The organism is Burkholderia sp. BCC0405, assembly GCF_902833075.1.
Lineage (GTDB): Bacteria > Pseudomonadota > Gammaproteobacteria > Burkholderiales > Burkholderiaceae > Burkholderia.
This window is the reverse complement of record NZ_CADFEO010000014.1, coordinates 117,283-141,611: the sequence shown is the minus strand read 5'-3', so window position 1 is coordinate 141,611 and position 24,329 is coordinate 117,283. Positions and strand designations below refer to the sequence as shown.

Below are 24,329 nucleotides of genomic sequence, written 5' to 3'. Positions count from 1 at the left end.
GTCTATCCGGTTGGAGGGCCGGCGTTCAGCCGGCGCACATCGACAAATTCTCGGCGGGAATCGTCACTCCGCGGCGCGCTTCAGCGCGTTGCCGGCGGCGTTGACGTCCTGCCCGAAGCCCTGGACGGTATTGCAGCCCGCGAGGCCGAAACCCAGCCCCGCCAGCGCCAGCGCGGCAACCAGCCGCGCAATGACCTTCGATGCCGTCACGCGTCACCCCAGCTTGCGAATGTCGACGAAGTGACCTTCGATCGCCGCGGCCGCCGCCATCGCGGGGCTCACGAGGTGCGTGCGACCGCCCGCGCCCTGCCGGCCTTCGAAGTTGCGGTTCGACGTCGACGCGCAGCGCTCGCCCGGATCGAGCCGGTCGGCGTTCATCGCGAGGCACATCGAGCAGCCCGGCTCGCGCCATTCGAAGCCCGCATCCGTGAACACCTTGTCGAGCCCTTCGCGCTCGGCCTGCGCCTTCACGAGGCCCGAGCCCGGCACGACCATCGCGAGCCGCACGTTCGATGCGACGCGACGGTTCAGCTTCTTCACGACATACGCGGCTGCGCGGATGTCCTCGATGCGCGCGTTCGTGCACGAGCCGATGAAGATCTTGTCGACCTTGATCGATTCGATCGGCGTGTTCGGCTCGAGCGCCATGTAGGCCAGCGCACGCTCCATCGCATCACGCTTGACCGGATCCTTCTCGCGCTCGGGATCGGGCACGCGACCGTCGATCGACGTGACCATTTCCGGCGACGTGCCCCACGTGACCTGCGGGACGATCTCGGCTGCGTTCAGCTCGACCACGCGATCGAACTGCGCACCGTCGTCCGACTTGAACTGGCGCCAGTATTCGACGGCCTGGTCCCATTCCGCGCCGGTCGGCACGAACGGGCGGCCTTTCAGGTAATCGATCGTCGTGTCGTCGACGGCAACCATGCCTGCGCGCGCACCCGCTTCGATCGCCATGTTGCAGACGGTCATGCGGCCTTCCATCGTCAGCGCGCGGATCGTCGAGCCGCCGAATTCGATCGCGTAGCCCGTGCCGCCGGCCGTGCCGATCTTGCCGATGATCGCGAGCACGATGTCCTTCGCGGTACAACCGCGCGGCAGCGTGCCTTCGACCTTCACGAGCATGTTCTTGCTCTTCTTCTGCAGCAGGGTTTGCGTCGCGAGCACGTGCTCGACTTCCGACGTGCCGATGCCGTGCGCGAGCGCGCCGAATGCGCCGTGTGTCGACGTATGCGAATCGCCGCACACGATCGTCATGCCCGGCAGCGTCGCGCCCTGCTCCGGCCCGATGATGTGGACGATGCCCTGGCGCACGTCGTTCATCTTGAACTGCGTGATGCCGAACGCATCGCAGTTCGCGTCGAGCGTGTCGACCTGGAGCTTCGAGACGGGATCGGCGATGCCGTGGCTGCGATCGGTGGTCGGCACGTTGTGGTCCGACACGGCCAGGTTCGCGCTGATGCGCCACACCGGACGCTGCGCCATCTTCAGCCCTTCGAACGCCTGCGGGCTCGTGACTTCATGCAGCAGCTGACGGTCGATGTAGAGCAAAGTCGTGCCGTCTTCCTCGGTGTGGACCACGTGGGTGTTCCACAGTTTGTCGTAGAGAGTCTGTGCCATGGGTATGCGGGGTCGTTGTGACTACAAGCCTTGCGGATGCGGTCGATTATGCCACGCAGAACGCGTCACGGCGCAGGCCGGATGCGAAAAAACCCATTAAAAACAGTGGTTTGGCTGGTAGTGCCAATACCTGTATCGGCATTACCAGCCAAATGGGGCGCGCAGGATCCGGCGCCGCGCGATGACGAATCGCGGATCGCGCCGTCCGGATCGCGCGCGCCGGTGCATGGCGGCTTCAGCCGTTCGGATACTCGCGATTGATCAGGTCGAGCCGCAGCATGCCGAGCTGCACACCCGCATTGCTCATCAGGTAGAGATCGCGCCGCCGCAAGGCCGGCATCGACGCCGACGTGTCGTAGAGCGACGGCAGCGTGAGGCCGGCCGGCACGGCGGCCTGCATCCCTGCCGCAGCCGACACGCGCACGGCGATCGATGCCTGATCCGAATGCGTGACGACAGCGACCTTGCCGAGCGCCGCGGCCGAGCCGGCCTGCTTGACGATCGCGGCGGCCACGCCATCGGGCGTCGGTATCGGGCTGCCGGCAGCCGGGGCCGGCGTCGCGATCGACGTCACGCCGGCCGTCAGTCCGTACTTCGATGCGAGTACGCTCGCGACTTCCTGCTGCGCGTAGATCGGGACCGAGACCTTCTGTCGAAGCTGGAACACGGCGTCGGCGATCGCCTCGTTCACGGGGCCCGGCACCGGTGGGGTGCCGGATGTCGGGGCACGACTGCCGAAGCTGAACGCGGCAATCGTGTGGATGCCGGCAGCATCGACGGTCGGCGGCGTCCACGCGAAAAACGTGTCGAACAGGTAGCCTGTTTCGTCGGTGGCGGTCGCGCGATCGTTCAGTTCGTTCGTCAGCTTGCCGAGCATCTGGCGCTGCAATTCCGCATCGGAAACGGGAGCATCATTCGCGAAAGCCGGGGCAACGGACGCGCACGAGGCGGCGAGCAACGAAGTGGAAGCCAGGAAATGGCGGCGGGTCGTCATGGTCATGAGGTTCGAGTGAGGAGCGGCGGGCGTCAACCCTTCGGGAACGCCTGCATCGTCGCGGTCACCGCGCGGGCAAGCATCTGCGCATACATGTCGTGCACGAGATAGAGGCTGCGGTTGCGCGTCCACGGCTGGCCCGATTGCGGGTCGTACATCGCCGGCAGCGACACCTCCGCCACCGCCGCGGCCTTCATGCCCGCCTGCTGCGAGGTCTGGATGCAGCGCTTCGCATGGTCGCGATGGCCGACCACCGCAACGGCGCTCATCGCGGCCGCGCCGCCCGCGCGCGACACGGCCACGGCCGCGACACCGGCCGTGCTCAGGTACACGATCGAGCCGTCGCTCGCGATCACCGGCTCGACCGACGACAGCACGTCGGCGCCCATCCCGTACTTCGACACGAGAAAGCGCGCGATCTCCCACTGCGCATAGACCTTCACCGGTTTCAGCTGGCGAATGCGGTACACGGCATCCGCGAGCGCTTCGTTGACAGGCCCCGGATCGGGTAGCGCCGATTGGTTGCCGCCGGTGCTCGACGTATTGCCGCTTGCCGCATTCGGGCGATTGCCGAAGCTGTACGCGACGATCGCGCCGATCTGTGCAGCCGGCACCGTCGGCAGATCCCACGTGAAGCCGACATCGGTCAACGCCGGCACGATCGCGTTGACCGTCGCCGCGTCGCCGAGCTGCGCGTTGAGCTTCGCGGACATCTGCGCGGCCAGCGCCGCATCGGTCACGGGCGCCGACGTGACGCCGTCACCGCCGCATGCGCTCAACAACGGCGCCACGGCAGCCGCGGGCGCGGCAGCCAGGAATTTTCTGCGTAAAGAAGCCGACGGGTTCAGATTCATGAGAAATACGAAATGATGCGAGCAACGCCGACAGCCGGTCACGGCGTTGCAAATCGCGGGTTCACGGGAAATGACAACCTGACGCGTCGCGCGGTTGGGCGATGGATGGCAGGCTCGACGCTCGAATCGAATCGCTGCGCATCGGTCGATTGACGATGCGGGATCGTAGTGGGCATTTATTAAATCGCGGTGAACCTGTCGATCGGAAGCAAACGCTCGCCACACCGTTTCATCCATGTACGGCCCCGAAGGCGGCGAGCGCAACGCGTCGCGCGCGATGCACGCGGCACTTTTCCGGCGATCGCCTAGACTGTCTATTCGCAGCGGGTGGCGCGCAGCACGCGGCCGCCCGGTCGTCACGATGCCTGTGGCAGCCGGTGCAACCAACGGGAAGACAGCATGCGATACGAACTGTATTACTGGCCCGAGATCCAGGGCCGGGGCGAGTATGTGCGGCTCGCGCTCGAAGCGGCCGAAGCCGACTACGTCGACGTCGCGCGTGAATCGGGGCGCGGAATGGGTGTGCCGGCCATGATGCGCATGATGGACAGCTCGAAGGCGGAATGCGTGCCGTTCGCGCCGCCGTTCCTGAAGGCCGGCGATCGGGTCATCGGGCAGACCGCGAACATCCTGCTGTTTGTCGGCGCGCGGCTCGGGCTCGCGCCTGACGACGAAGCCGGCCGGCTGTGGGTGCACCAGCTTCAGTTGACCGTCGCCGATTTCGTCACCGAGATCCACGACACGCACCATCCGATCGCAAGCTGCCTCTACTACGAAGACCAGAAAGCGGAAGCCGCCGAGCGCGCGGCCGATTTTCTCGAAAACCGGCTGCCGAAATTCCTCGGCTACTTCGAGCGTGTACTCGACCAGAATCCGCACAAGAGCGGCTACCTCGCCGGCAATGAACTCAGTTATGCGGACCTGTCGATGTTCCAGACGATCGAGGGCCTGCGCTACGCGTTTCCGAAAGCGATGAAGCGTGCGGAGCGGAAGATCGCGGCGCTGGTCGCGCTGCACGACCGCGTCGCACTGAATCCGCCTGTCGCGCTCTATCTCGAGTCGGAACGCCGTATCCCGTTCAACGACATGGGCATCTTCCGGCACTATCCGGAGCTGGACAAGTAACGCCGGCACGGCATCCGCGCCGCTTCATGCGCGGCGGCCGCCGCATCGGCACCGGCCGGGCGCTACGGCCGGCGCCCGTTACCGCGCCCTCCGTGCCGGGCCGTCAGCGCGGCTGCCCGTGCTGCGTGGCCGCTGCATCGACGGCCTCGACGGAACGCGTCAGCCACGGCCCGATGTCCATCTCCTCGTAGCGCACGAGCCGGCTCTTGCGCGCACGGCGATACGCCCACCAGATCGCGACGAACAGCGGAATCCACACGTAGATCGACAGCACTTCCATCCAGTCGATGCGGGCCGCGAAGAACGCCTGGTAATCCTGCCCGAGCGAGATCACGATGCAGATCGCGATCGCGAACAGCGGCCCGAACGGAAACCATTTCGCGCGGTAAGGCAGTTGATCGAGCCGGTAGCCCTGCTTCAGGAACCCCTTGCGGAACCGGTAATGGCAGACCGCGATACCGAGCCACGCGATGAAACCGGTGATACCGACCGTATTCAGCAGCCACAGATAGATGCTCTGGTTGTTGGCCAGCGACGTGAGGAAGCACAGCCCGCCGACGGCCATCGTCGCGTACAGCGCGTTGCGCGGCACGCCACCCGGCGACAGCGTCGCGAACATCGCCGGCGCGCGCCCTTCCGCCGCGAGGTTGTACAGCATCCGCGTCGCCGCGTAAGTGCCGGAATTGCCGGCCGACAGCACGGCAGTCAGGATCACGAGATTCATTGCGCCGGCCGCGAGCCGGAAACCCGCGTGGCTGAACACCAGCGTGAACGGGCTCACGCCGATGTCGGTCACGTCGCTCTTCAGCAGGTTCGGATCCGTGTATGGCACCAGCAGCCCGATCACGAAGATCGCGAACACGTAGAACAGCATGATCCGCCAGAAGATCTGCTTTACCGCGCGCGGGATCGTCTTGCGCGGGTTTTCCGATTCGCCAGCGGTGATCCCGACCAGCTCGGTGCCGAGAAACGAGAAGCCCGCGATCAGCGCGACGCTCATCATCGCATGCACGCCGCCGACGAACGGGGCGTCGCCCGTCGTGAAATTGCGCAAGCCGACCGGATGCCCGTTCCCGATCAGGCCGGCCGCGATCAGCAGCCCGGCCGCGATGAACGCGACCACGGTGACGACCTTGATCAGCGAGAACCAGTATTCCGATTCACCGAAGCCGCGCACCGACAGCGTATTCAACAGGAAGATCAGCACGAGGAAGCCCGCGCCCCACCAGATGCCGGGTAGGGTTGGAAACCAGTAGCGCATCACGATCTGTGCGGCGACCAGCTCGATCGCGATCGTCACGGCCCAGCTGTACCAGTAGGTCCAGCCGAGCGCGACGCCGAAGCCTTCGTCGACGTACTTCTCGCCGTAGATCGCAAACGAGCCCGATACCGGCATCAGTGCGGCCATCTCGCCGAGGCCCGTGACGACGAAGTACACCATCAGCCCGATCGCGATATACGCGGCAATCGCACCGCCCGGCCCGGCCTGCGCGACCGACGCACCCGACGCGACGAACAGCCCCGTGCCGATCGAGCCGCCGATCGCGATCATCGCGATGTGGCGGCCCTGCAGACGGCGCTTCAGCGTCGCTCCGGACGGTTCGGCCGTTTCCGCTGCCGCTTGCAAAGCATCCATAGTGTTCACCCTGGTTCGGTTTGAGCTTGACGATTTGATTCGGAATGCAAATCGTCAAGCCCGGTCATTCGCGTCGACACCGGCCCTTCCCGGCCGGCCGCATCACACGACGCTGCGCTTGATCGCCTGCAGTTCGGCCGTCGTCACGATCTTTTCGATCCGGAACCGCGGGCTTTCCAGCCACGCGTTCGCGATCCGCCGGTACTCGTCGAGATCCTCGCACGCGAGCCGCACGAGAAAATCGAACGTGCCGCTGACGAGCCAGCAATCGAGCACGGCCGGATTCGCCCGCATTTCGTCCTCGAACGGCGCCTGCGAACGCCCGTGGTCGGCCAGCGTGACCTGCGCGATCACGACGATCGGCTTGGTCGCGCGCGGCGCCTTGATCACCGCGCGGTACCCTTCGATCACGCCGAGTGCCTCGAGCCGCTCCACACGCGCCTGGCATGGCCGCGGCGTGAGGTTCACGAGCTCGGACAGCTTCCGGTAGGAAATTCGCCCGTCGGTGCGCAGGATGTCGAGGATCCGGAGATCGATCTTGTCGAGCTGCATCTTCTTGTCGGTCATCCGCGTTCGCTCCGGTCGGGTCGTGGCTGGTGCGCGCAACGTCTCCCGTTCCGCGCGGGGGCCACATTATCCGGCCGAAGCGGCCGCGCGCCAATCGGCTAGAACCGCAGCGACAGGCAGGTCAGGCCGCCGTCCATCTTGCGGAACTCGCTCGTATCGATCACGTGCAGCGGCAGCCCGAGCGACGCGATCGCATCGTGCACGCGCGGGTAGCCGGCCGGCGTGATCAGCGTGCCGTTCACGCGCAGCGTGTTGCCCGCGTATTCGTCGGCAGCCGAGATCGCGATCCGGCGATAGTCGGCGAACGCCGGATGCGCGGCCAGCGCCTCGGTCACGAGCAGCGTGTCGTCGCCGAGCGCGTTGACGACCGACTTGAGGTGCAGGCCGGCGCCCACCGGCACCGCGACGACCGAGTACCCGTAGCGCGACACGAGCGATTCGAACGCGGCGATGCCTTCGGCATCGGTACGGCCCGTCAGGCCAATGTAGAAGCGCTTGCCGACCTGCATCACGTCGCCGCCGTCGAGACGGCCGTCCTGCATCGGCAGCAAGTCGCGATGCGCGGCCAGCGCCGCTTCGATGTGCGCCGTCTCGCCACGCCGCGCCGGCGCACCCGGGCGCGTGATCACCGCGAATTCCGGCGTCACGACCGCGGTGTCCTCGACGAAGTGTGAATCGGGAAACGCCTCCAGCGGCGGCAGTTCGGTCAGCTCGACGCCGAGCGTGCGCAGCGCTTCGCAGTAAGCGTGGAACTGGGTGAGCGTCTTGTCGTAATCGGGCGCGCCGAGTTCGGCGGTGGTCAGGCCCGCGCCACAGGACGGCGCGGGTCGGCGAACGATCGCTTGCGTGAATTGCATCGACTCCTCCATGGTCAGCGCCACACCCGTGCGTCACACGGGGCGGCCGCGTTGTGTCCGGACCATTATCGGAAGCCAAATTGCACAATTCGCGTCGATTTCGGCTGCGCCGACAGCCGATTGCGTCGAATTCTGCGCGGCGCGCAGCGGATTCGGCAGCTCACCCGCCCCCTGCCTGGCGAGCCGCCGCTTTCACATGCCGCATGCCTGCTACACGTCCGCCCCGAACCCCATCTGCGAACGGCCGAGCGCCCCGAGATCGCCCTCCCCGCCGCGTCCGTCGAATTCGACCTCGAAATGATCGGCCGGGAAATCGGGCGGGCTCTCGCCACGCAGGAACGCGGCCCGCTGACGCTGCAGGTATGCGTCGTTCTTCGCGCAACCGGGCGCGGCCGCAATGTACATCACGTTGCTGTCGCCGCGGCCGCGGTGCGCATCCTCGACCGCGTGCACGACGTCGCCGTGCCAGAACACCGCGTCGCCCGGCTCCATGTGCGGGATCGGCACCAGCGCATCGAGCAGCAGCGCGTGCCATTCGGGCCGGATCGACAGCGCCCTGCCGGGACGCGCGCCGCACAGGTCGTCGTCGGCCACATCGTCCTGCAGCGCGCGCAGCACGATGTAGGCCATCGCGTTCGCGACCGGGATCAACTGCAGCGTGCCGTCGCCGGGCCCTTGCGGCGTCAGTGCGGTCCAGCCCTGGAATGTACGGAACATCGAGCACACGGCCGGCGACGGAATCTCCTCGACGTCGGGACGAAACGCCGCGTCGAACGGATCGTAATCGCGCCAGTTGCCGGCCAGCACGTGACGATAGACCTGGCGGAAATTCGCGCCGAGCCAGCGTTCGACGGAACCGCCGTCGACATGCGGCGACAGCCCGAGCGACGTCGAGCCGGGCGGGCGGCGACGGATCCGGTCCGCATAGGCCGGCACCTGGTCGGGATCGAAGTGCGTGCGCCCGCCGTGCGCGTGACGCCACAGGCGGTTCAGGAACACGCGCGCCTGGGTCAGTGCCGGCGACTGGCGCGCAGCCACCTGCGGCTTCGACCAGTAGACGCCGTAGATCTGCGGCTTGCCCGACGCGAGGTTCCCGAAATAGCGATCCTCGGCACGCGCGTGCAGCCGCTCGGTGAAGCGGTTCGCGTCCAGGTACGCACCGATCTCGTCGTTCCAGTCGCGCGCCTGCCGCGCATCGAATACGCCACGGATCACGACCGCGCCATGCGCGCGGATCGCAGCAATCGCGCGCGGATCGACGGTACCGCTCGCGATGTCCGCGAACGGCACCACCGGAATGACGTCACGGCCATGCGCATGCGCACGCCGGATCGCGTCGACCTGCCGTGCGATATCGCCCTCCAGTTCGCGAAACGTGGCCGCATAGCCGGGCAAGTCGGCGCGCAGCGCTCTTTTCGCGTCGCGAATCGCGGCAGGCAGGTCGTCTATCGTCAGTTGCATCGTGGTCTCCTCGCTGACAGGTGTCGTGATGTGCTGTCAGCGTACGGCCGATGCTCGGCCATCGTTACCCCTATCCGGCCAACTATCAATACAATCGGGACAACCGTGCCTTACTCCGGACGATGACAGACCACGCACAGCTTGTTGCCGTCCGGATCGCGGAAATAGGCGCCGTAGTAGTCGCGGTGATAGTCCGGCCGCAGGCCCGGCGGCCCTTCGCAGGTGCCGCCGTGGCGCAGCGCGAGCGCGTGGCAGCGATCGACGTGCGCGCGGGTCGGCGCCACGAACGCGATCGTGTGGCCATTGCCCGGTTCGGGCGCGCGGCCGTCGAGCGGCTGGCCAAAGAAGAACAGCGGCCGGTCGGTGTCGGCCGGCATCCAGCCCGACCAGCCGTCCGGTTCGCGAAATTTGACGCGCAGCCCGAGTTCCGCGAATAGCGGCGCGTAGAAATCGTAGGCGCGCGCGGTGTCGGTCACCCCCACGCAAACATGTGAAAACATGGCATCGCTCCGTTGTGACGATTGCTCACGATCATGCCACGGCGCGATGCCGGCCCTCTCCCGGAGGCCGCGATGAAACCGCAGTACGAGCACGTGACGTTCGCACCCGGCTGTTCGATCCGCGTCTATCACCGTCAGCTCGCGCGCATTCCGTTCGAATGGCATCGCCATCCCGAATACGAACTGACGCTGACGCTCAACAGCCGCGGCCGGCGCTTCATCGGCGATCACGTCGCGCATTACGCGGACGACGACCTGGTGCTCGTGCCGCCCAACCTGCCACATACCTGGTCGTCGAATGCACGCATCGATCGCGATGCACCCGAAGTCACGCTCGTCATCTGGTTCGACGGCGACTGGGCGCGGCGTCTGGCCGACTGTTGCCCCGAATACGCGTCGCTGCGCTCGCTGCTGCGGCGTGCCGCACCGGGCCTGCGTTTCGACGCGGACGCGGCCCGGGCAATGCGCGCACGACTGCCGCAGTTGCTCGATCCATCTCCCCGCATACGGCTCGCGGCCGCGCTCGACACGCTCGCCGATCTCGCGGAGGCCGGCGGCGAGCCGCTCGCCACCGCGCACACGCATGACCTGACCGACGGCGCGACACCGCCCGCCAGCGTGGCCGCCCCCGAAGCCGAACGCCTCGACCGCGTGCTCGACGCAATCGACCGGCATTTCCACGAACCGCTGCGCATCGGCGCGCTCGCCGCCACTGCGCACATGTCCGAACGCACTTTGCAACGCCTGTTCGTCCGGCATCTCGGCGAAAGCGTCGGCCGCTACGTGCAGCGGCTGCGGCTCGCGCATGCGTGCCGCCATCTCGTCGGCACCGACTGGCCGATCGCGACCGTGGCCGTGCGCTGCGGCATTCCGAATGCCGCGAACTTCAACCGACAATTCCTCACCGCGCGCGGGATGACGCCCGGCGCATACCGGCAGTTCTTCGTGCAGCACGGCCATGCGCCCGATGACGACGCGCCTGCACTCGACACGCGCCCGCCGTCGCTTGAGCGCCGCGCCGGCCCGGGCGAACCTCGGCCGCACAAATGAAAACACCCCGACGGGATGACCCGTCGGGGTGTCGTGGCGTTGCGTTTCGCCCGACGCGAGCGGCCTGCCGGCCGTTCGCGCCGCGCACGACTTAACGTGCGTTGAGCGGCTTCGCTTCGCGCGGCGTATCGCCGATGAACAGCTGGCGCGGACGGCCGATCTTCTGCTCCGGATCGCCGATCATTTCGTTCCACTGTGCGATCCAGCCGACCGTACGTGCCATCGCGAAGATACACGTGAACATCGACGTCGGGATGCCCAGCGCGCGCTGGACGATGCCCGAGTAGAAGTCGACGTTCGGGTACAGCTTGCGCGACACGAAGTATTCGTCTTCCAGCGCGATCTTCTCGAGCTGCATCGCGAGCTTGAACAGCGGGTCGTCGTGCAGGCCCAGTTCGTTCAGCACTTCGTAGCACGTTTCGCGCATCAGCTTCGCACGCGGGTCGTAGTTCTTGTACACGCGGTGACCGAAGCCCATCAGCTTCACGCCCGAATTCTTGTCCTTCACCTGCTTGATGAATTCGGGGATGTTGTCCGGCGAACCGATCTGCTCGAGCATGTTCAGCGCGGCTTCGTTCGCACCACCGTGCGCCGGGCCCCACAGACACGCGATACCGGCCGCGATACATGCGAACGGGTTCGCGCCCGACGAGCCGGCGAGGCGCACGGTCGACGTCGATGCGTTCTGCTCGTGGTCGGCGTGCAGGATCAGGATACGGTCGAGTGCGCGGACGAGCACGTCGTTGACCTTGTACTCTTCGCACGGGTTCGAGAACATCATGTGCATGAAGTTCGCGCTGTACGACAGCGAGTTCTTCGGATACACGAACGGCTGACCGATGCTGTACTTGTATGCCATCGCGACGAGCGTCGGCAACTTCGCGATCATGCGGATCGCCGACACTTCACGGTGACGCGGATCGTTGATGTCGAGCGAGTCGTGGTAGAACGCCGACAGCGCGCCGACCGCAGCGACCAGGATCGCCATCGGGTGTGCGTCGCGACGGAAGCCACGGAAGAAGAAGTGCATCTGCTCGTGCACCATCGTGTGCTTCGTGACGGTATCGACGAATTCCTTCTTCTGCGCTGCGTTCGGCAGTTCACCCTTCAGCAGCAGGTAGCAGCTTTCGAGGAAGTCCGCGTTCTGCGCGAGGTTGTCGATCGGGTAACCGCGGTACAGCAGTTCGCCCTTGTCGCCGTCGATGTACGTGATCGCCGAATTACAAGCTGCCGTCGACATGAAGCCCGGGTCATACGTGAACTTGCCGGTCTGGCCGTACAGCTTGCGGATGTCGATCACGTCCGGGCCCATCGTGCCCTTGTAGATCGGCAGTTCGACGCTCGGCGAGTTGTCGCTGAACGATAGCGTGGCTTTAACATCAGACGGAGTCATGGCACATCCTCAATCGAAATAAAGAAACGGGATTCGATAACGGGCACAGCGCGTTACACCTTGGCGTTACACGTTGCGCAGCATCTCCAACAGCCGGTGAATGTCCGGGCTGTCAAGGTCGCCCTCTGGTTCCTTGCGCGCGAGGAGCAAGTCCATCAGGTCGTTGTCGCTCAGATCGAGCAGGCGCGACAACGCGCCTACGTCTGCATCGGTGAGGTCATGCTCGTATCTGCTGAAGAAACGCTCGAAAATGATGTCGTTCTCCAGCAGACCCCGCCGCGCACGCCAGCGAAGGCGTGCGCGACGGTGCGGGTCGGATTGATGCGAATCGTCGCTCATCTCGCAGACTCCCGCAGGGCCACCCCAAGGGTGTCGACACCCCCTCGGGGGGCAGCGAACGCAGTGAGCTTGGGGGTCGTCATATCAAACCGCGCGGCGAACCATCAGTTCCTTGATCTTGCCGATCGCCTTCGTCGGGTTCAGGCCCTTCGGGCAGACGTCGACGCAGTTCATGATCGTGTGGCAACGGAACAGACGGTACGGGTCTTCCAGGTTGTCGAGACGCTCGCCGGTGGCCGTGTCACGGCTGTCCGCGATGAAGCGGTAAGCCTGCAGCAGGCCGGCCGGGCCGACGAACTTGTCCGGGTTCCACCAGAAGCTCGGGCACGACGTCGAGCAGCTCGCGCACAGAATGCACTCGTACACGCCGTCGAGCTCGTCGCGCTCTTCCGGCGACTGGAGGCGTTCCTTCTCCGGCGGCGGCGCGTCGTTGATCAGGTACGGCTTGATCGAGTGGTACTGGTTGAAGAAGTGCGTCATGTCGACGATCAGGTCGCGCACGACGGGCAGGCCCGGCAGCGGACGCAGCACGATCTTCTGCGGCAGGTCGTTCAGGTTCGTCAGGCACGCGAGACCGTTCTTGCCGTTGATGTTCATCGCGTCCGAACCGCACACGCCTTCACGGCACGAACGGCGGAACGACAGCGTCTCGTCCACTGCCTTCAGCTTCACCAGTGCGTCGAGCAGCATGCGCTCGTGCTGGATCTCGAGCTCGTACGTCTGCATGCGCGGCGCTGCGTCCTTGTCCGGATCGTAGCGGTAGACTTCAAAAATGCGTTTTGCCATTTCGGATTCCTTTGACTCGGCTTAGAACGTGCGCGGCTTCGGCGGCACGGATTCGACCGTCAGCGGCTTCATTTGAACCGGCTTGTAGTCGAGGCGATCGCCTTCGCTGTACCACAGCGTGTGGCGCAGCCAGTTCTCGTCGTCGCGGTGTTCGTAGTCGCTGTGGGCGTGTGCGCCACGGCTTTCCTTACGTGCTTCCGCCGACACCATCGTTGCGCGAGCAACTTCGATCAGGTTCTCCAGCTCGAGCGCTTCGACGCGCGCGGTGTTGAACACCTTCGACTTGTCCTTCAGGTGGATGCTTTCCACGCGCGCCTTCAGGCCGGCCATCTGGTCGACGCCTTCCTTCAGCAGTTCCGACGTGCGGAACACGCCTGCGTGCTTCTGCATCGTCGAGCGGATGTCGTTCGCGACGTCCTGCGTGTATTCACCCGAAGTCGACTTGTCGAGCTTCGCCAGGCGCGCCAGCGAGAATTCGCCTGCATCGGCCGGCAGCGGCTTGTGTTCCTTCTGGTTCTTCACGTGCTCGACGATGTGGTTGCCGGCCGCACGGCCGAACACCACGAGATCCAGCAGCGAGTTCGTGCCGAGGCGGTTCGCGCCGTGCACGGACACGCACGAGCATTCGCCCACTGCGTAGAAGCCGTTGACCGGATCCTTGTGGCCGCGCGACGTGCCGACGACCTGACCGTGGATGTTGGTCGGGATGCCGCCCATCTGGTAGTGGATCGTCGGGACGACCGGGATCGGTTCCTTGATCGCGTCGACGTTCGCGAACTTCAGCGCGATTTCGCGGATCGACGGCAGACGCTTCATGATCGTCTCGGCGCCGATGTGCGACAGGTCGAGCAGCACGTGATCCTTGTTCGGACCCACGCCGCGGCCTTCCTTGATTTCCTGGTCCATCGAACGCGACACGAAGTCACGCGGCGCCAGATCCTTCAGCGTCGGCGCGTAGCGCTCCATGAAACGCTCGCCGTTCGCGTTGCGCAGGATACCGCCTTCGCCGCGCACGCCTTCGGTGATCAGCACGCCCGCGCCGGCCACGCCGGTCGGGTGGAACTGCCAGAACTCCATGTCCTGCAGCGCGATGCCCGAACGCGCGGCCATGCCGAGGCCGTCGCCGGTGTTGATGAACGCGTTGGTCGATGCCGCGAAGATCCGGCCTGCGCCGCCCGTCGCGAACAGCGTGGTCTTGCCTTCCATGATGTAGACGTCGCCCGTCTCCATCTCGAGGGCCGTCACGCCGAGCACGTCGCCTTCCGCGTCGCGGATCAGGTCGAGCGCCATCCATTCGACGAAGAACTGCGTCTTCGCTTCGACGTTCTGCTGGTACAGCGTGTGCAGCAGCGCGTGACCGGTACGGTCGGCGGCCGCGCAAGCGCGCTGAACCGGCTTCTCGCCGTAGTTCGCGGTGTGGCCGCCGAACGGGCGCTGGTAGATCGTGCCGTCCGCGTTACGGTCGAACGGCATGCCGAAGTGCTCGAGTTCGTACACGACGTTCGGCGCTTCACGGCACATGAACTCGATCGCGTCCTGGTCGCCGAGCCAGTCGGAGCCCTTGATCGTGTCGTAGAAGTGGAAGTGCCAGTTGTCTTCGCTCATGTTGCCGAGCGACGCGCCGATGCCGCCCTGCGCGGCCACCGTGTGCGAACGGGTCGGGAACACCTTCGACAGCACGCCGACCGACAGGCCCGCGCGCGACAGTTGCAGCGCCGCGCGCAAGCCGGAGCCGCCTGCGCCGACGATCACTACGTCAAACTTGCGGCGCGGGAGGGAAGTTTTGATTGCAGCCATTCTTTACACTCTCCAGAGAATCTGCGCGGCGTAGCCCGCACATGCGAGCAGCCAGACGATGGTCAGCGATTGCAGCAGCAGGCGCACACCGACGGGCTTCACGTAGTCCATCCAGATGTCGCGCACGCCGACCCATGCGTGGTAGAAGAGGGAAAGCAGCATCACGAAGGTGGCGAGCTTCATCCATTGCGCGGCGAAGATCGATGCCCAGCCTTCGTACGAGAAATCATGCGCGCCGAAGAACAGGACGAGCAGAATGACCGTGTAGACCGCCATGATCGTGGCGGTGATGCGCTGCGCAAGCCAGTCGCGCAGGCCGTAGTGAGCGCCGACGACGAGGCGCTTCGAGCCGATTCGGTTATTGGCTGCCATTTTCTTAGAATGCTCCGAACAGTTTGAGTGCCATGGCGATCGTCAGGGCGATCGAGACGACAAAGACGACGACTGCCGTCCGCTTGCCGCCTTCCTTCGTGACGGCGTCGTGGTTGACGTCCATCAGCAGGTGGCGAATGCCGGCGCAGAAATGGTGGAAGAAGGCCCACGACAACGCGAGGACGATCAGCTTGACGATGATGTTGGAGAGGAAAGCCTTGAAGCCTTCGAAGCTGAGCTCGGACGTGAGGCTCTGGTCGAAAAGGAACAGCAGGAACGGCAGGAACAAGAACAGCAGCGCGCCGCTGACTCGATGGAGAATCGACAATATCGCTGCCAGCGGCATGCGATATTTCATCGTGATATCGCCGAATCCGATGTTCCGGTATTCCGGCCTCGGCTTTCTTACTGCATCAGTCATGCTAGACCCCTACTATGTTGTCACACTAATCCGCGATTTTAGCGCCTTTTTATATCGCGCTGCAGCGAAAGTCTGCTCTGGATAGTTGCGCGAACAAGAACAAAGGCGGCCCGAAACGTGCTTCGCGAACGTGGGGAACGCGAACGCACTCGGCTTGAGCCGATACACCGTCAACTCAAGTCATTCTGATAGTAGTACCCGGTTGTGACATACCAGCCGCGACGCACTTCCACCGGCCGGTCTCCGTATGTATAGGACACCCGCTCGACCGACAGCAAAGGGAAACCTGCCGGCACGTGCAGCAGGTCGGCCACCGCCGGCTCCGCCGCCACCGCACGGATCTTCTCCGTCGCGCGGATCATCCGCGTGCCGAACTCCGTCTCGAACATCGCGTAGAGCGGCCCCTTGTACTCGCTCAGCCGCTCGAACGTGAGCCCGCGGAACATCGCGCCCGGCAGCCAGATCTCGTCGAGCACCGTCACCTCGCTGTCGAATTCCAGCAGGCGGCGCACCTGCACGACGGGGTCGGCCGGCTTCAGGTCGAGCTGCCGCGCGATCTCGGCCGGCGCGCGCAGGCGCCGGCATTCGAGCAGGCGGCTCACGTGCGGATGCTCGGCACCGTCGTCGGCCAGCAGCCGCAGGAAGCGGAACTGCGCGCGATCTTCATTGTGCGTTGCAACAAAAGTGCCCTTGCCCTGCCGCCGGACCACGAGGTTTTCGGCGGCCAGCTCGTCGATCGCCTTGCGGACGGTGCCCTGGCTGACCTTGTAACGGGCCGCGAGCTCCACCTCGCTCGGGATGATCTCGCCCGGCTTCCATTCACCGGTTTCGAGACTTTGCGTGATCAATGACTTAATCTGCTGGTATAACGGGCTGAACGTCGGCGACGGAGCCGCCGCAGGCGAAGATGCGGGATCGCCCCCGCCCGGCTGCCCTGGGCCGCCTGCGCCGGTCTGATTCGCGGTATTCGCCTGGTTCGATGTCATGGCGCGCATTTCATCACAAACCGCACTTTTAAGTCCACTCAATTTCCGCAAAACATCTGTCTTATATAAGACATATGATACCGTTTGACTTTGAGCGAGACGGCTCCTACACTCCCGGTCGAGCAAGGGTTCGCGGGTGCAAAAGCGCGTCCCCGGCTACGTGCCACGGCCGTCTCCAGGTTCACCGCGTCTGCCATCGCGAGTCCTCCGCCCTGCTTCAATGCAACGCTACGCACAACGCGCATAGAATGGCGTTTTCGCGAGTGTCCAACGCTTCACCCGTCCTGGAGATTTTCAATGGCTAAGCCCGCAAAGCGCGTTGCCGTCACCGGCGCCGCAGGTCAAATCGCTTACTCCCTGCTGTTCCGCATCGCGAACGGCGACCTGCTCGGCAAGGACCAGCCGGTCATCCTGCAACTGCTCGACCTCCCGCAAGCTCAAGCCGCCGTCAAAGGCGTCGTGATGGAACTCGACGATTGCGCGTTCCCGCTGCTCGCGGGCGTCGTGATCACCGACGATCCGAAGGTCGCATTCAAGGATGCCGACGTCGCACTGCTGGTCGGCGCACGTCCGCGCTCGAAGGGCATGGAGCGCAAGGACCTGCTGTCGGCAAACGCCGAAATCTTCACGGTTCAGGGCGCTGCGCTGAACGAAGTCGCGAGCCGCGACGTGAAGGTGCTGGTCGTCGGCAACCCGGCGAACACGAACGCATACATCGCGATGAAGTCGGCACCGGATCTGCCGAAGAAGAACTTCACGGCCATGCTGCGCCTCGACCACAACCGCGCGCTGTCGCAGCTCGCGGCGAAGTCGGGCAAGCCGGTCGCATCGATCGAGAAGCTCGCCGTGTGGGGCAACCACTCGCCGACGATGTACCCCGACTTCCGCTTCGCGACCGCCGAAGGCGAATCGCTGCTGAAGCTGATCAACGACGACGTGTGGAACCGCGACACGTTCATCCCGACCGTCGGCAAGCGCGGCGCGGCGATCATCGAAGCGCGCGGCCTGTCGTCGGCAGCGTCGGCAGCCAACGCGGCGATCGACCACGTGCGTGACTGGGTCCTCGGCACGAACGGCAAGTGGGTCACGATGGGCATCCCGTCGGACGGCTCGTACGGCATCCCCGAAGACATCATCTACGGCGTGCCGGTCGTGTGCGAAAACGGCGAGTACAAGCGCGTCGAAGGCCTGGAAATCGACGCGTTCTCGCGCGAGAAGATGGACGGCACGCTGGCCGAGCTGCTCGAAGAGCGCGATGGCGTCGCCCACCTGCTGAAGAACTAAGCATCACGCGTATCGCCGGGCGGCCCTCGGGCAGCCCGGTTTCGGCCCGGGCCGGCATGCCGCCGGCCCGGCCGACCGATCCGATCCGCGCCCGTTTTGCCGCTCCGCGCCCGCCGCGCACCGGCCCAGAACGCGCCCGAATCCGATTTTCTCCACGTTGACCCGCTTCCCTGGCGTAGACGAGATGGCCGCGCTCACTCCCGCACAAGTGCTGTACGACGGGGCGTCCCCGCCCGCGATCCTGCCCTGCTGCGATCACTACGCGGGCAGCGAAAAGCTGATGCGCAAGTCGCTCGCGCTGCAGGCCGAGCTGGGCCCCGTGTTCGACATCACGCTCGACTGCGAAGACGGCGCGGCCGTCGGCCAGGAAGCCGCGCACGCGGCACTTGTCGCCGACATACTCGGCAGCGACGAGAACCGCTTCGGCCGCGTTGGCGTGCGCATCCACGACTTTTCCCACCCGCACTGGCGCGACGACGTGCGCATCGTGCTGCGTGCGCCGCGCGTCCCCGCCCACATCACGCTCCCGAAGATCGCGAGCGCCGCCGACGCAGCCGAAATGACCGCGTTCATCGAGGGTACGCGCCGCGAGCTCGGCATCGCGCAGCCGATTCCGGTCGACGTGCTGGTCGAGACGCACGGCGCGCTCGCGCAGGCGGCCGCCCTCGCCGCGCTGCCGACAGTCGGCACGCTGAGCTTCGGGCTGATGGATTTCGTCTCCGCGCACCATGGCGCGATTCCCGATTCGGCGATGCGCTCGCCCGGCCAGTTCGAGCACCCGCTCGTGCGCCGCGCGAAGCTGGAAATCGCCGCAGCCTGCCACGCGCACGGCAAGACGCCGTCGCACAACGTGACGACGGAAGTGCGCGACATGAGCATCGTCGCCGCCGATGCGCGCCGCGCGCGCGACGAATTCGCATTCACGCGGATGTGGAGCATCCACCCCGCGCAGATCCGCCCGATCGTCGACGCATTCGCGCCGCGCACCGACGAGGTCGCACTGGCCGCCGAGATCCTGCTGGCCGCGCAGGCCGCCGACTGGGGGCCGACACGCCACGGTGATACGCTGCACGATCGCGCGAGTTACCGGTATTACTGGTCGGTGCTGCGCCGCGCGCGGGCTACCGGCCAGCCCGTGCCGGCAGAGGCCGCGCCGCTGTTCGGCCCGGCCGCCGCGGGCGGCGCCCCCTGAGCGCGCGCCGCCGGCCGATACACGAGTTTCATGCATTCGACGAGGCGCGAACCGGATAGAGGTTTGCGAAACGACAAAAAACGTAACGGAGCCCGAAAACCTGATATATACGCGGCCAAATAGGTGAAAATAGCGGCCGCTGCGCGCTTTCGGGGCGCGTGCAGTTTCAAACCGGCCGGCAGTTTCGATTGCCGGCCCTTGTCAACTGATTATCGAAAGGTTCTGACTCCATGAAGAAACTCCTGATCGCTACCGCCATCGGCGCCTTGTCCGCCACGATGCTGGTGTCGGCTCCGAGCGCGTTTGCCCAGGGTACGACCACCACGACCGCGAAGAAGGCAACGGCCAAGCGCCCGGCGCCGGCCAAGCGCATCATCCCGCGCAGCAAGAAGGCACAGGCACGTGCCGCGGCGAAGGTCGATCCGGTACCGGACGGCGCGGTCAAGTGGTCGTGCAAGGAAGGTCTGTCGTTCGACCTCGCCGGCGACATGAAGCGCGACCAGGTCGTCACGGTTCACTGGGCGAAGAAGAACTACAAGCTGCCGCGTCAGGCCACGACGACGGGCGCCGACACGTTCTACGATCCGGCAGCAGGCTTCAAGCTGATCGTGATCCCGACCAAGGCGATGCTGTTCTCCGACGCAAACGGCGGCGAACGCCTCGCGGACGAATGCGTGACGCCGGAAATGGCGCAAGGCACGCCGGCACCGACGCAGTCGAACGAACTGAAGCCGGCAACGAACTAAGCGCGTTCCCATCGGCCCCTCGATGTCCGCCCCGGTCTCCAACGTCCGCCCTGCTCCGGATACGGTACTCGTCGATATCGTCGACTACGTGCTGAATGCCGGCATCGACAGCGCGCTCGCGCTGGAGACGGCGCGTCATTGCCTGATCGACACGCTCGGATGCGGACTCGAGGCGCTGTCCTACCCTGCCTGCACCAAGCTGCTCGGCCCCGTCGTGCCCGGCACGATCGTGCCGAACGGCGCGAAGGTGCCCGGCACGTCCTTCCAGCTCGATCCCGTCCAGGCCGCCTTCGGCATCGGCGCGATGATCCGCTGGCTGGACTTCAACGACACCTGGCTCGCCGCCGAATGGGGTCATCCGTCCGACAATCTCGGCGGGATCCTGGCGACGGCCGACTGGCTTTCCCGCACGGCCGTCGCGGCCGGCCGGAAGCCGCTCACGATGCGCGACGTGCTGGTCGCGATGATCCAGGCCCACGAGATCCAGGGCTGCCTCGCGCTCGAGAATTCGTTCAACGCGGTCGGGCTCGACCACGTGCTGCTCGTGAAGGTCGCATCGACGGCCGTCGTCGGGCGGCTGCTCGGGCTCACGCGCGACGAGCTGATCAACGCGGTGTCCAACGCGTTCGTCGACGGCCACGCGCTGCGCACCTACCGCCACGCGCCGAACACGGGCTCGCGCAAATCATGGGCGGCCGGCGATGCCACCTCCCGCGCGGTGCGCCTCGCGCTGATCGCGAAAACGGGTGAAATGGGCTACCCGTCGGCGCTCACCGCGAAGACCTGGGGCTTCTACGACGTGCTGTTCCGCGGCCAGCCGTTCCGCTTCCAGCGCCCGTACGGCACGTACGTGATGGAAAACGTGCTGTTCAAGATCGCGTTCCCCGCCGAATTCCACGCGCAAACGGCCGCCGAGGCCGCGCTGCAGCTGCACGCGCAGCTCGCCGCCGCGGGCCGCATGACCGACGACATCGGCCGGATCACGATCCGCACGCACGCGGCCGCGATCCGCATCATCGACAAGCAGGGCCCGCTGGCCAATCCGGCCGACCGCGACCACTGCATCCAGTACATGGTCGCCGTGCCGCTGCTGTACGGCCGGCTGACCGCGGCCGACTACGAAGATTCGGCCGCCGCCGATCCCCGCATCGACGCGCTGCGCGCGAAGACCGTGTGCGTCGAGGATCCGCAGTTCACGAAGGATTACCACGACCCGGACAAGCGCTCGATCGCGAATGCGCTGACGATCGAGTTCACGGACGGGTCGAAGCTTGCCGAAGTGGCGGTCGAATATCCGCTCGGCCACCGGCGGCGCCGGGCCGAAGGCATCCCGCTCCTGGTCGAGAAGTTCAGGACCAACCTTGCCCGCCGCTTCCCGGCAAAGCAGCAACAAGCGATTCTCGACGTGTCGCTGGATCAGGCAAAGCTCGAAGCGATGCCGGTCGATGAGTACGTCGATCTGTATGTGATATAGCCGTCAGATACAGGACTCTTTGTTTCCTAGCCTTAAACCCAGGAAAATCACCATGGCCCACAATCTCCACAAGACCCTCAAGGAATTCGACAGCGGTTCCGGCAAAGGCAAGTTCTACTCGCTGCCGCAGCTCGGCAAGGAACTGAAGACGAAGATCGAACGCCTGCCGGTGTCGATCCGTATCGTGCTCGAGTCCGTGCTGCGCAACTACGACGGCAAGAAAATCACCGAAGAGCACATCGAGCAGCTCGCGAACTGGAAGCCGACCGCGAAGCGCGTCGACGAGATTCCGTTCGTGGTGTCGCGCGTCGTGCTGCAGGACTTCACGGGCGTGCCGCTGCTCGCCGACATCGCGGCCATGCGCGGCGTCGCCGAGCGTACGGGCAAGAATCCGAAGAAGATCGAACCGCTGGTCCCGGTCGATCTCGTCGTCGATCACTCGGTGCAGATCGACTACTTCCGCCAGAAGGACGCGCTCGACCTGAACATGAAACTGGAATTCCAGCGCAACAACGAGCGCTACCAGTTCATGAAGTGGGGCATGCAGGCATTCGACACGTTCAAGGTCGTGCCGCCGGGCGTCGGCATCGTCCACCAGGTGAACCTCGAATACCTCGCGCGCGGCGTCCACAAGAAGGCGGACGGCGGCGACACCGTGTACTACCCGGATACGCTCGTCGGCACCGACAGCCACACGACGATGATCAACGGCATCGGCGTGGTCGGCTGGGGCGTGGGCGGCATCGAGGCTGAAGCCGGCATGCTCGGCCAGCCGGTGTACTTCCTGACGCCGGACGTGGTCGGTGTCGAGCTGAAGGGCAAGCTGCGCGAAGGCGTGACGGCTACCGACCTCGTGCTGACGATCACCGAAATGCTGCGCAAGGAGAAGGTCGTCGGCAAGTTCGTCGAATTCTTCGGCGAAGGCACGAAGTCGCTGTCGCTGCCGGACCGCGCCACGATCGGCAACATGGCGCCGGAATACGGCGCGACGATGGGCTTCTTCCCGGTCGACGAAAAGACGATCGACTACTTCGAAGGCACGGGCCGCACGAAGGCCGAAATCGCCGCGTTCGAAAACTACTTCAAGGCGCAGAAGCTGTTCGGCATCCCGAAGGCCGGCGACATCGACTACACGAAGACGGTGACGCTCGACCTCGCAACGGTCGCACCGTCGCTGGCCGGCCCGAAGCGTCCGCAGGACCGCATCGAGATCGGCAACGTCAAGTCGACGTTCACCGACCTGTTCTCGAAGCCGGTCGCGGAAAACGGCTTCGCGAAGAAGGCGGACGATCTGGCCACGCAATACACGACGAGCAACGGCGTCGACGTGAAGAACGGCGACGTGCTGATCGCCGCGATCACGTCGTGCACGAACACGTCGAACCCGAGCGTGCTGCTCGCTGCCGGCCTGCTCGCGAAGAAGGCGGTCGAGGCCGGCCTCACGGTCGATCCGAAGATCAAGACCTCGCTCGCGCCGGGATCGCGCATCGTCACCGAGTACCTGACGAAGACGGGCCTGCTGCCCTACCTGTCGAAGCTCGGCTTCGAAGTCGCGGCCTACGGCTGCACGACCTGTATCGGCAACGCGGGCGACCTGACGCCGGAACTGAACGAAGCGATCACGAAGAACGACATCGTCGCGGCAGCCGTGCTGTCGGGCAACCGTAACTTCGAAGCGCGTATCCATCCGAACATCCGCGCGAACTTCCTCGCGTCGCCGCCGCTGGTCGTCGCGTACGCGATCGCCGGCAACATCACGCGCGACCTGATGACCGAGCCGGTCGGCAAGGGCAAGGGCGGCCGCGACATCTACCTCGGCGACATCTGGCCGACGAGCGAAGAAATCCACGCGCTGCTCAAGTTCGCGCTCGATCCGAAGAAGTTCGAGGACAACTACTCGAAGCTGACCAAGAAGGGCGACCTCTGGAGCAAGATCGAGGGCGAATCGGGCCAGGTCTATGACTGGCCGAAGTCGACGTACATCGCCGAACCGCCGTTCTTCGGCAACGACTTCTCGATGGAACCGGCTGCTTCGATCCCGACGGTCAACGGTGCGCGCGCACTGGGCATCTTCGGTGACTCGGTCACGACCGACCACATCAGCCCGGCAGGCTCGATCAAGGAAGATTCGCCCGCAGGCAAGTGGCTGAAGGAAAACGGCGTGCAGAAGGCCGACTTCAACAGCTACGGCTCGCGCCGCGGCAATCACGACGTGATGATGCGCGGCACGTTCGCGAACGTCCGGATCAAGAACCTGATGATCCCGGCGAAGGCCGACGGCTCGCGCGTCGAAGGCGGCCTGACGATTCATCAGCCGAGCGGCGAACAGCTGTCGATCTACGATGCGGCGATGAAGTACGTCGACGCCGGCACGCCGACCGTCGTGTTCGCGGGCGAAGAGTACGGCACGGGCTCGTCGCGCGACTGGGCGGCGAAGGGCACGCAACTGCTCGGCGTGAAGGCCGTAATCGCACGCAGCTTCGAGCGTATCCACCGCTCGAACCTGGTCGGCATGGGCGTGCTGCCGCTGCAGTTCAAGGGCTCGGACAGCGTCCAGTCGCTCGGCATCACCGGCGAGGAGACGTACGACATCGAAGGCCTCGGCGACGACTTCAAGCCGCAGCAGGACGTCACGCTCGTGATCCACCGCAAGAACGGCGACACGCAGCGTGTGCCGGTGCTGCTGCGCATCGATACGCCGATCGAAGTCGACTACTACAAGCACGGCGGTATCCTGCCGTTCGTGCTGCGCTCGCTGCTCGCAGCGTAAGCGCCCTGCTTTTGCAGGTGCCGCAGCCGCCTCGCGGGCGGTTGCGGCCGATTTGGAAGCCCGACCTCGTGTCGGGCTTTTTTTCGTGCGTACGTTACGCGA

The 24,329-nt window shown here is 65.4% G+C and carries 23 protein-coding genes; 7 read left to right on the top strand and 16 right to left on the bottom strand.

Annotation, left to right across the window (positions count from 1 at the left end; all coding sequences use genetic code 11):
* Window positions 1-63: 63 nt before the first annotated feature.
* The 4 genes from HWX36_RS23315 to HWX36_RS23300 form a co-directional block, all read right to left on the bottom strand.
* Complete coding sequence (locus HWX36_RS23315) at window positions 64-210, bottom strand: entericidin A/B family lipoprotein (RefSeq protein WP_021158717.1); 147 nt, start codon at window positions 208-210, stop codon at window positions 64-66.
* Window positions 211-213: 3 nt separating this feature from the next.
* Window positions 214-1,623: a 3-isopropylmalate dehydratase large subunit gene (gene leuC, locus HWX36_RS23310; RefSeq protein ID WP_175955162.1), complete on the bottom strand. Its 1,410-nt coding sequence runs from the start codon at window positions 1,621-1,623 to the stop codon at window positions 214-216.
* Between the two features lie 235 nt (window positions 1,624-1,858).
* A complete protein-coding gene (locus HWX36_RS23305) occupies window positions 1,859-2,617 on the bottom strand; it encodes a Tat pathway signal protein (RefSeq protein WP_175955246.1) in 759 nt (252 codons plus the stop codon).
* Between the two features lie 32 nt (window positions 2,618-2,649).
* A complete protein-coding gene (locus HWX36_RS23300; protein ID WP_175955160.1) occupies window positions 2,650-3,471 on the bottom strand; it encodes a hypothetical protein in 822 nt (273 codons plus the stop codon).
* Window positions 3,472-3,870: 399 nt separating this feature from the next.
* Between HWX36_RS23300 and HWX36_RS23295 the strand changes: the two genes are divergently transcribed.
* On the top strand, window positions 3,871-4,596 hold the full coding sequence (locus HWX36_RS23295; protein WP_175955158.1) for a glutathione S-transferase: 726 nt from the start codon (window positions 3,871-3,873) through the stop codon (window positions 4,594-4,596).
* A gap of 103 nt (window positions 4,597-4,699) precedes the next feature.
* On the opposite strand, the gene HWX36_RS23290 is transcribed toward HWX36_RS23295, so the two are convergent.
* The 5 genes from HWX36_RS23290 to HWX36_RS23270 form a co-directional block, all read right to left on the bottom strand.
* Window positions 4,700-6,232: an amino acid permease gene (locus HWX36_RS23290; protein WP_175955157.1), complete on the bottom strand. Its 1,533-nt coding sequence runs from the start codon at window positions 6,230-6,232 to the stop codon at window positions 4,700-4,702.
* Between the two features lie 102 nt (window positions 6,233-6,334).
* A complete protein-coding gene (locus tag HWX36_RS23285; protein WP_175955155.1) occupies window positions 6,335-6,799 on the bottom strand; it encodes an Lrp/AsnC family transcriptional regulator in 465 nt (154 codons plus the stop codon).
* A 98-nt stretch (window positions 6,800-6,897) separates the two neighbouring features.
* The gene (locus HWX36_RS23280) at window positions 6,898-7,656 is read right to left on the bottom strand and encodes an arginine deiminase family protein (protein WP_175955154.1); all 759 of its coding nucleotides are present in this window, start codon (window positions 7,654-7,656) and stop codon (window positions 6,898-6,900) included.
* Between the two features lie 210 nt (window positions 7,657-7,866).
* A complete protein-coding gene (locus tag HWX36_RS23275) occupies window positions 7,867-9,117 on the bottom strand; it encodes a DUF1479 domain-containing protein (RefSeq protein ID WP_175955151.1) in 1,251 nt (416 codons plus the stop codon).
* 110 nt (window positions 9,118-9,227) lie between these two features.
* The gene (locus tag HWX36_RS23270; RefSeq protein WP_175955149.1) at window positions 9,228-9,617 is read right to left on the bottom strand and encodes a VOC family protein; all 390 of its coding nucleotides are present in this window, start codon (window positions 9,615-9,617) and stop codon (window positions 9,228-9,230) included.
* 72 nt (window positions 9,618-9,689) lie between these two features.
* Here HWX36_RS23270 and HWX36_RS23265 point away from each other — a divergent pair, with 72 nt between their 5' ends.
* A complete protein-coding gene (locus HWX36_RS23265) occupies window positions 9,690-10,667 on the top strand; it encodes an AraC family transcriptional regulator (protein WP_175955148.1) in 978 nt (325 codons plus the stop codon).
* Between the two features lie 91 nt (window positions 10,668-10,758).
* On the opposite strand, the gene gltA is transcribed toward HWX36_RS23265, so the two are convergent.
* The 7 genes from gltA to HWX36_RS23230 all read right to left on the bottom strand — a co-directional run bounded on the left by gltA (window position 10,759) and on the right by HWX36_RS23230 (window position 16,770).
* Window positions 10,759-12,060, bottom strand: coding sequence for a citrate synthase (gene gltA / locus HWX36_RS23260; protein ID WP_011355741.1), 1,302 nt, complete (start codon window positions 12,058-12,060; stop codon window positions 10,759-10,761).
* Between the two features lie 66 nt (window positions 12,061-12,126).
* Window positions 12,127-12,399, bottom strand: coding sequence for a succinate dehydrogenase assembly factor 2 (locus HWX36_RS23255; protein WP_011355742.1), 273 nt, complete (start codon window positions 12,397-12,399; stop codon window positions 12,127-12,129).
* Window positions 12,400-12,483: 84 nt separating this feature from the next.
* Window positions 12,484-13,185 (bottom strand): succinate dehydrogenase iron-sulfur subunit, encoded by a 702-nt coding sequence (locus HWX36_RS23250; RefSeq protein ID WP_011658352.1) that lies wholly within the window; start codon window positions 13,183-13,185, stop codon window positions 12,484-12,486.
* Between the two features lie 21 nt (window positions 13,186-13,206).
* Window positions 13,207-14,982 carry a succinate dehydrogenase flavoprotein subunit gene (gene sdhA, locus HWX36_RS23245; protein ID WP_175955146.1) on the bottom strand — a complete coding sequence of 592 codons (1,776 nt, stop codon included), beginning with the start codon at window positions 14,980-14,982 and terminating at the stop codon, window positions 13,207-13,209.
* Between the two features lie 3 nt (window positions 14,983-14,985).
* A complete protein-coding gene (gene sdhD / locus HWX36_RS23240; protein ID WP_011355745.1) occupies window positions 14,986-15,354 on the bottom strand; it encodes a succinate dehydrogenase, hydrophobic membrane anchor protein in 369 nt (122 codons plus the stop codon).
* A gap of 4 nt (window positions 15,355-15,358) precedes the next feature.
* On the bottom strand, window positions 15,359-15,775 hold the full coding sequence (sdhC, locus tag HWX36_RS23235) for a succinate dehydrogenase, cytochrome b556 subunit (protein ID WP_175955143.1): 417 nt from the start codon (window positions 15,773-15,775) through the stop codon (window positions 15,359-15,361).
* A 170-nt stretch (window positions 15,776-15,945) separates the two neighbouring features.
* Complete coding sequence (locus HWX36_RS23230) at window positions 15,946-16,770, bottom strand: GntR family transcriptional regulator (RefSeq protein ID WP_175955141.1); 825 nt, start codon at window positions 16,768-16,770, stop codon at window positions 15,946-15,948.
* Window positions 16,771-17,058: 288 nt separating this feature from the next.
* On the opposite strand from HWX36_RS23230, the gene HWX36_RS23225 reads away from it, so the two are divergent.
* The 5 genes from HWX36_RS23225 (at window position 17,059) to acnA (ending at window position 24,227) form a co-directional block, all read left to right on the top strand.
* Complete coding sequence (locus HWX36_RS23225; protein ID WP_006754984.1) at window positions 17,059-18,045, top strand: malate dehydrogenase; 987 nt, start codon at window positions 17,059-17,061, stop codon at window positions 18,043-18,045.
* A 184-nt stretch (window positions 18,046-18,229) separates the two neighbouring features.
* A complete protein-coding gene (locus HWX36_RS23220) occupies window positions 18,230-19,237 on the top strand; it encodes an aldolase/citrate lyase family protein (RefSeq protein WP_175955139.1) in 1,008 nt (335 codons plus the stop codon).
* A 230-nt stretch (window positions 19,238-19,467) separates the two neighbouring features.
* On the top strand, window positions 19,468-19,983 hold the full coding sequence (locus tag HWX36_RS23215; protein WP_027791117.1) for a hypothetical protein: 516 nt from the start codon (window positions 19,468-19,470) through the stop codon (window positions 19,981-19,983).
* Window positions 19,984-20,005: 22 nt separating this feature from the next.
* The gene (locus tag HWX36_RS23210) at window positions 20,006-21,457 is read left to right on the top strand and encodes a bifunctional 2-methylcitrate dehydratase/aconitate hydratase (RefSeq protein ID WP_175955137.1); all 1,452 of its coding nucleotides are present in this window, start codon (window positions 20,006-20,008) and stop codon (window positions 21,455-21,457) included.
* Between the two features lie 52 nt (window positions 21,458-21,509).
* Window positions 21,510-24,227, top strand: a complete 2,718-nt coding sequence (gene acnA, locus HWX36_RS23205) for an aconitate hydratase AcnA (protein WP_175955135.1) — start codon at window positions 21,510-21,512, stop codon at window positions 24,225-24,227.
* Window positions 24,228-24,329: the final 102 nt, after the last annotated feature.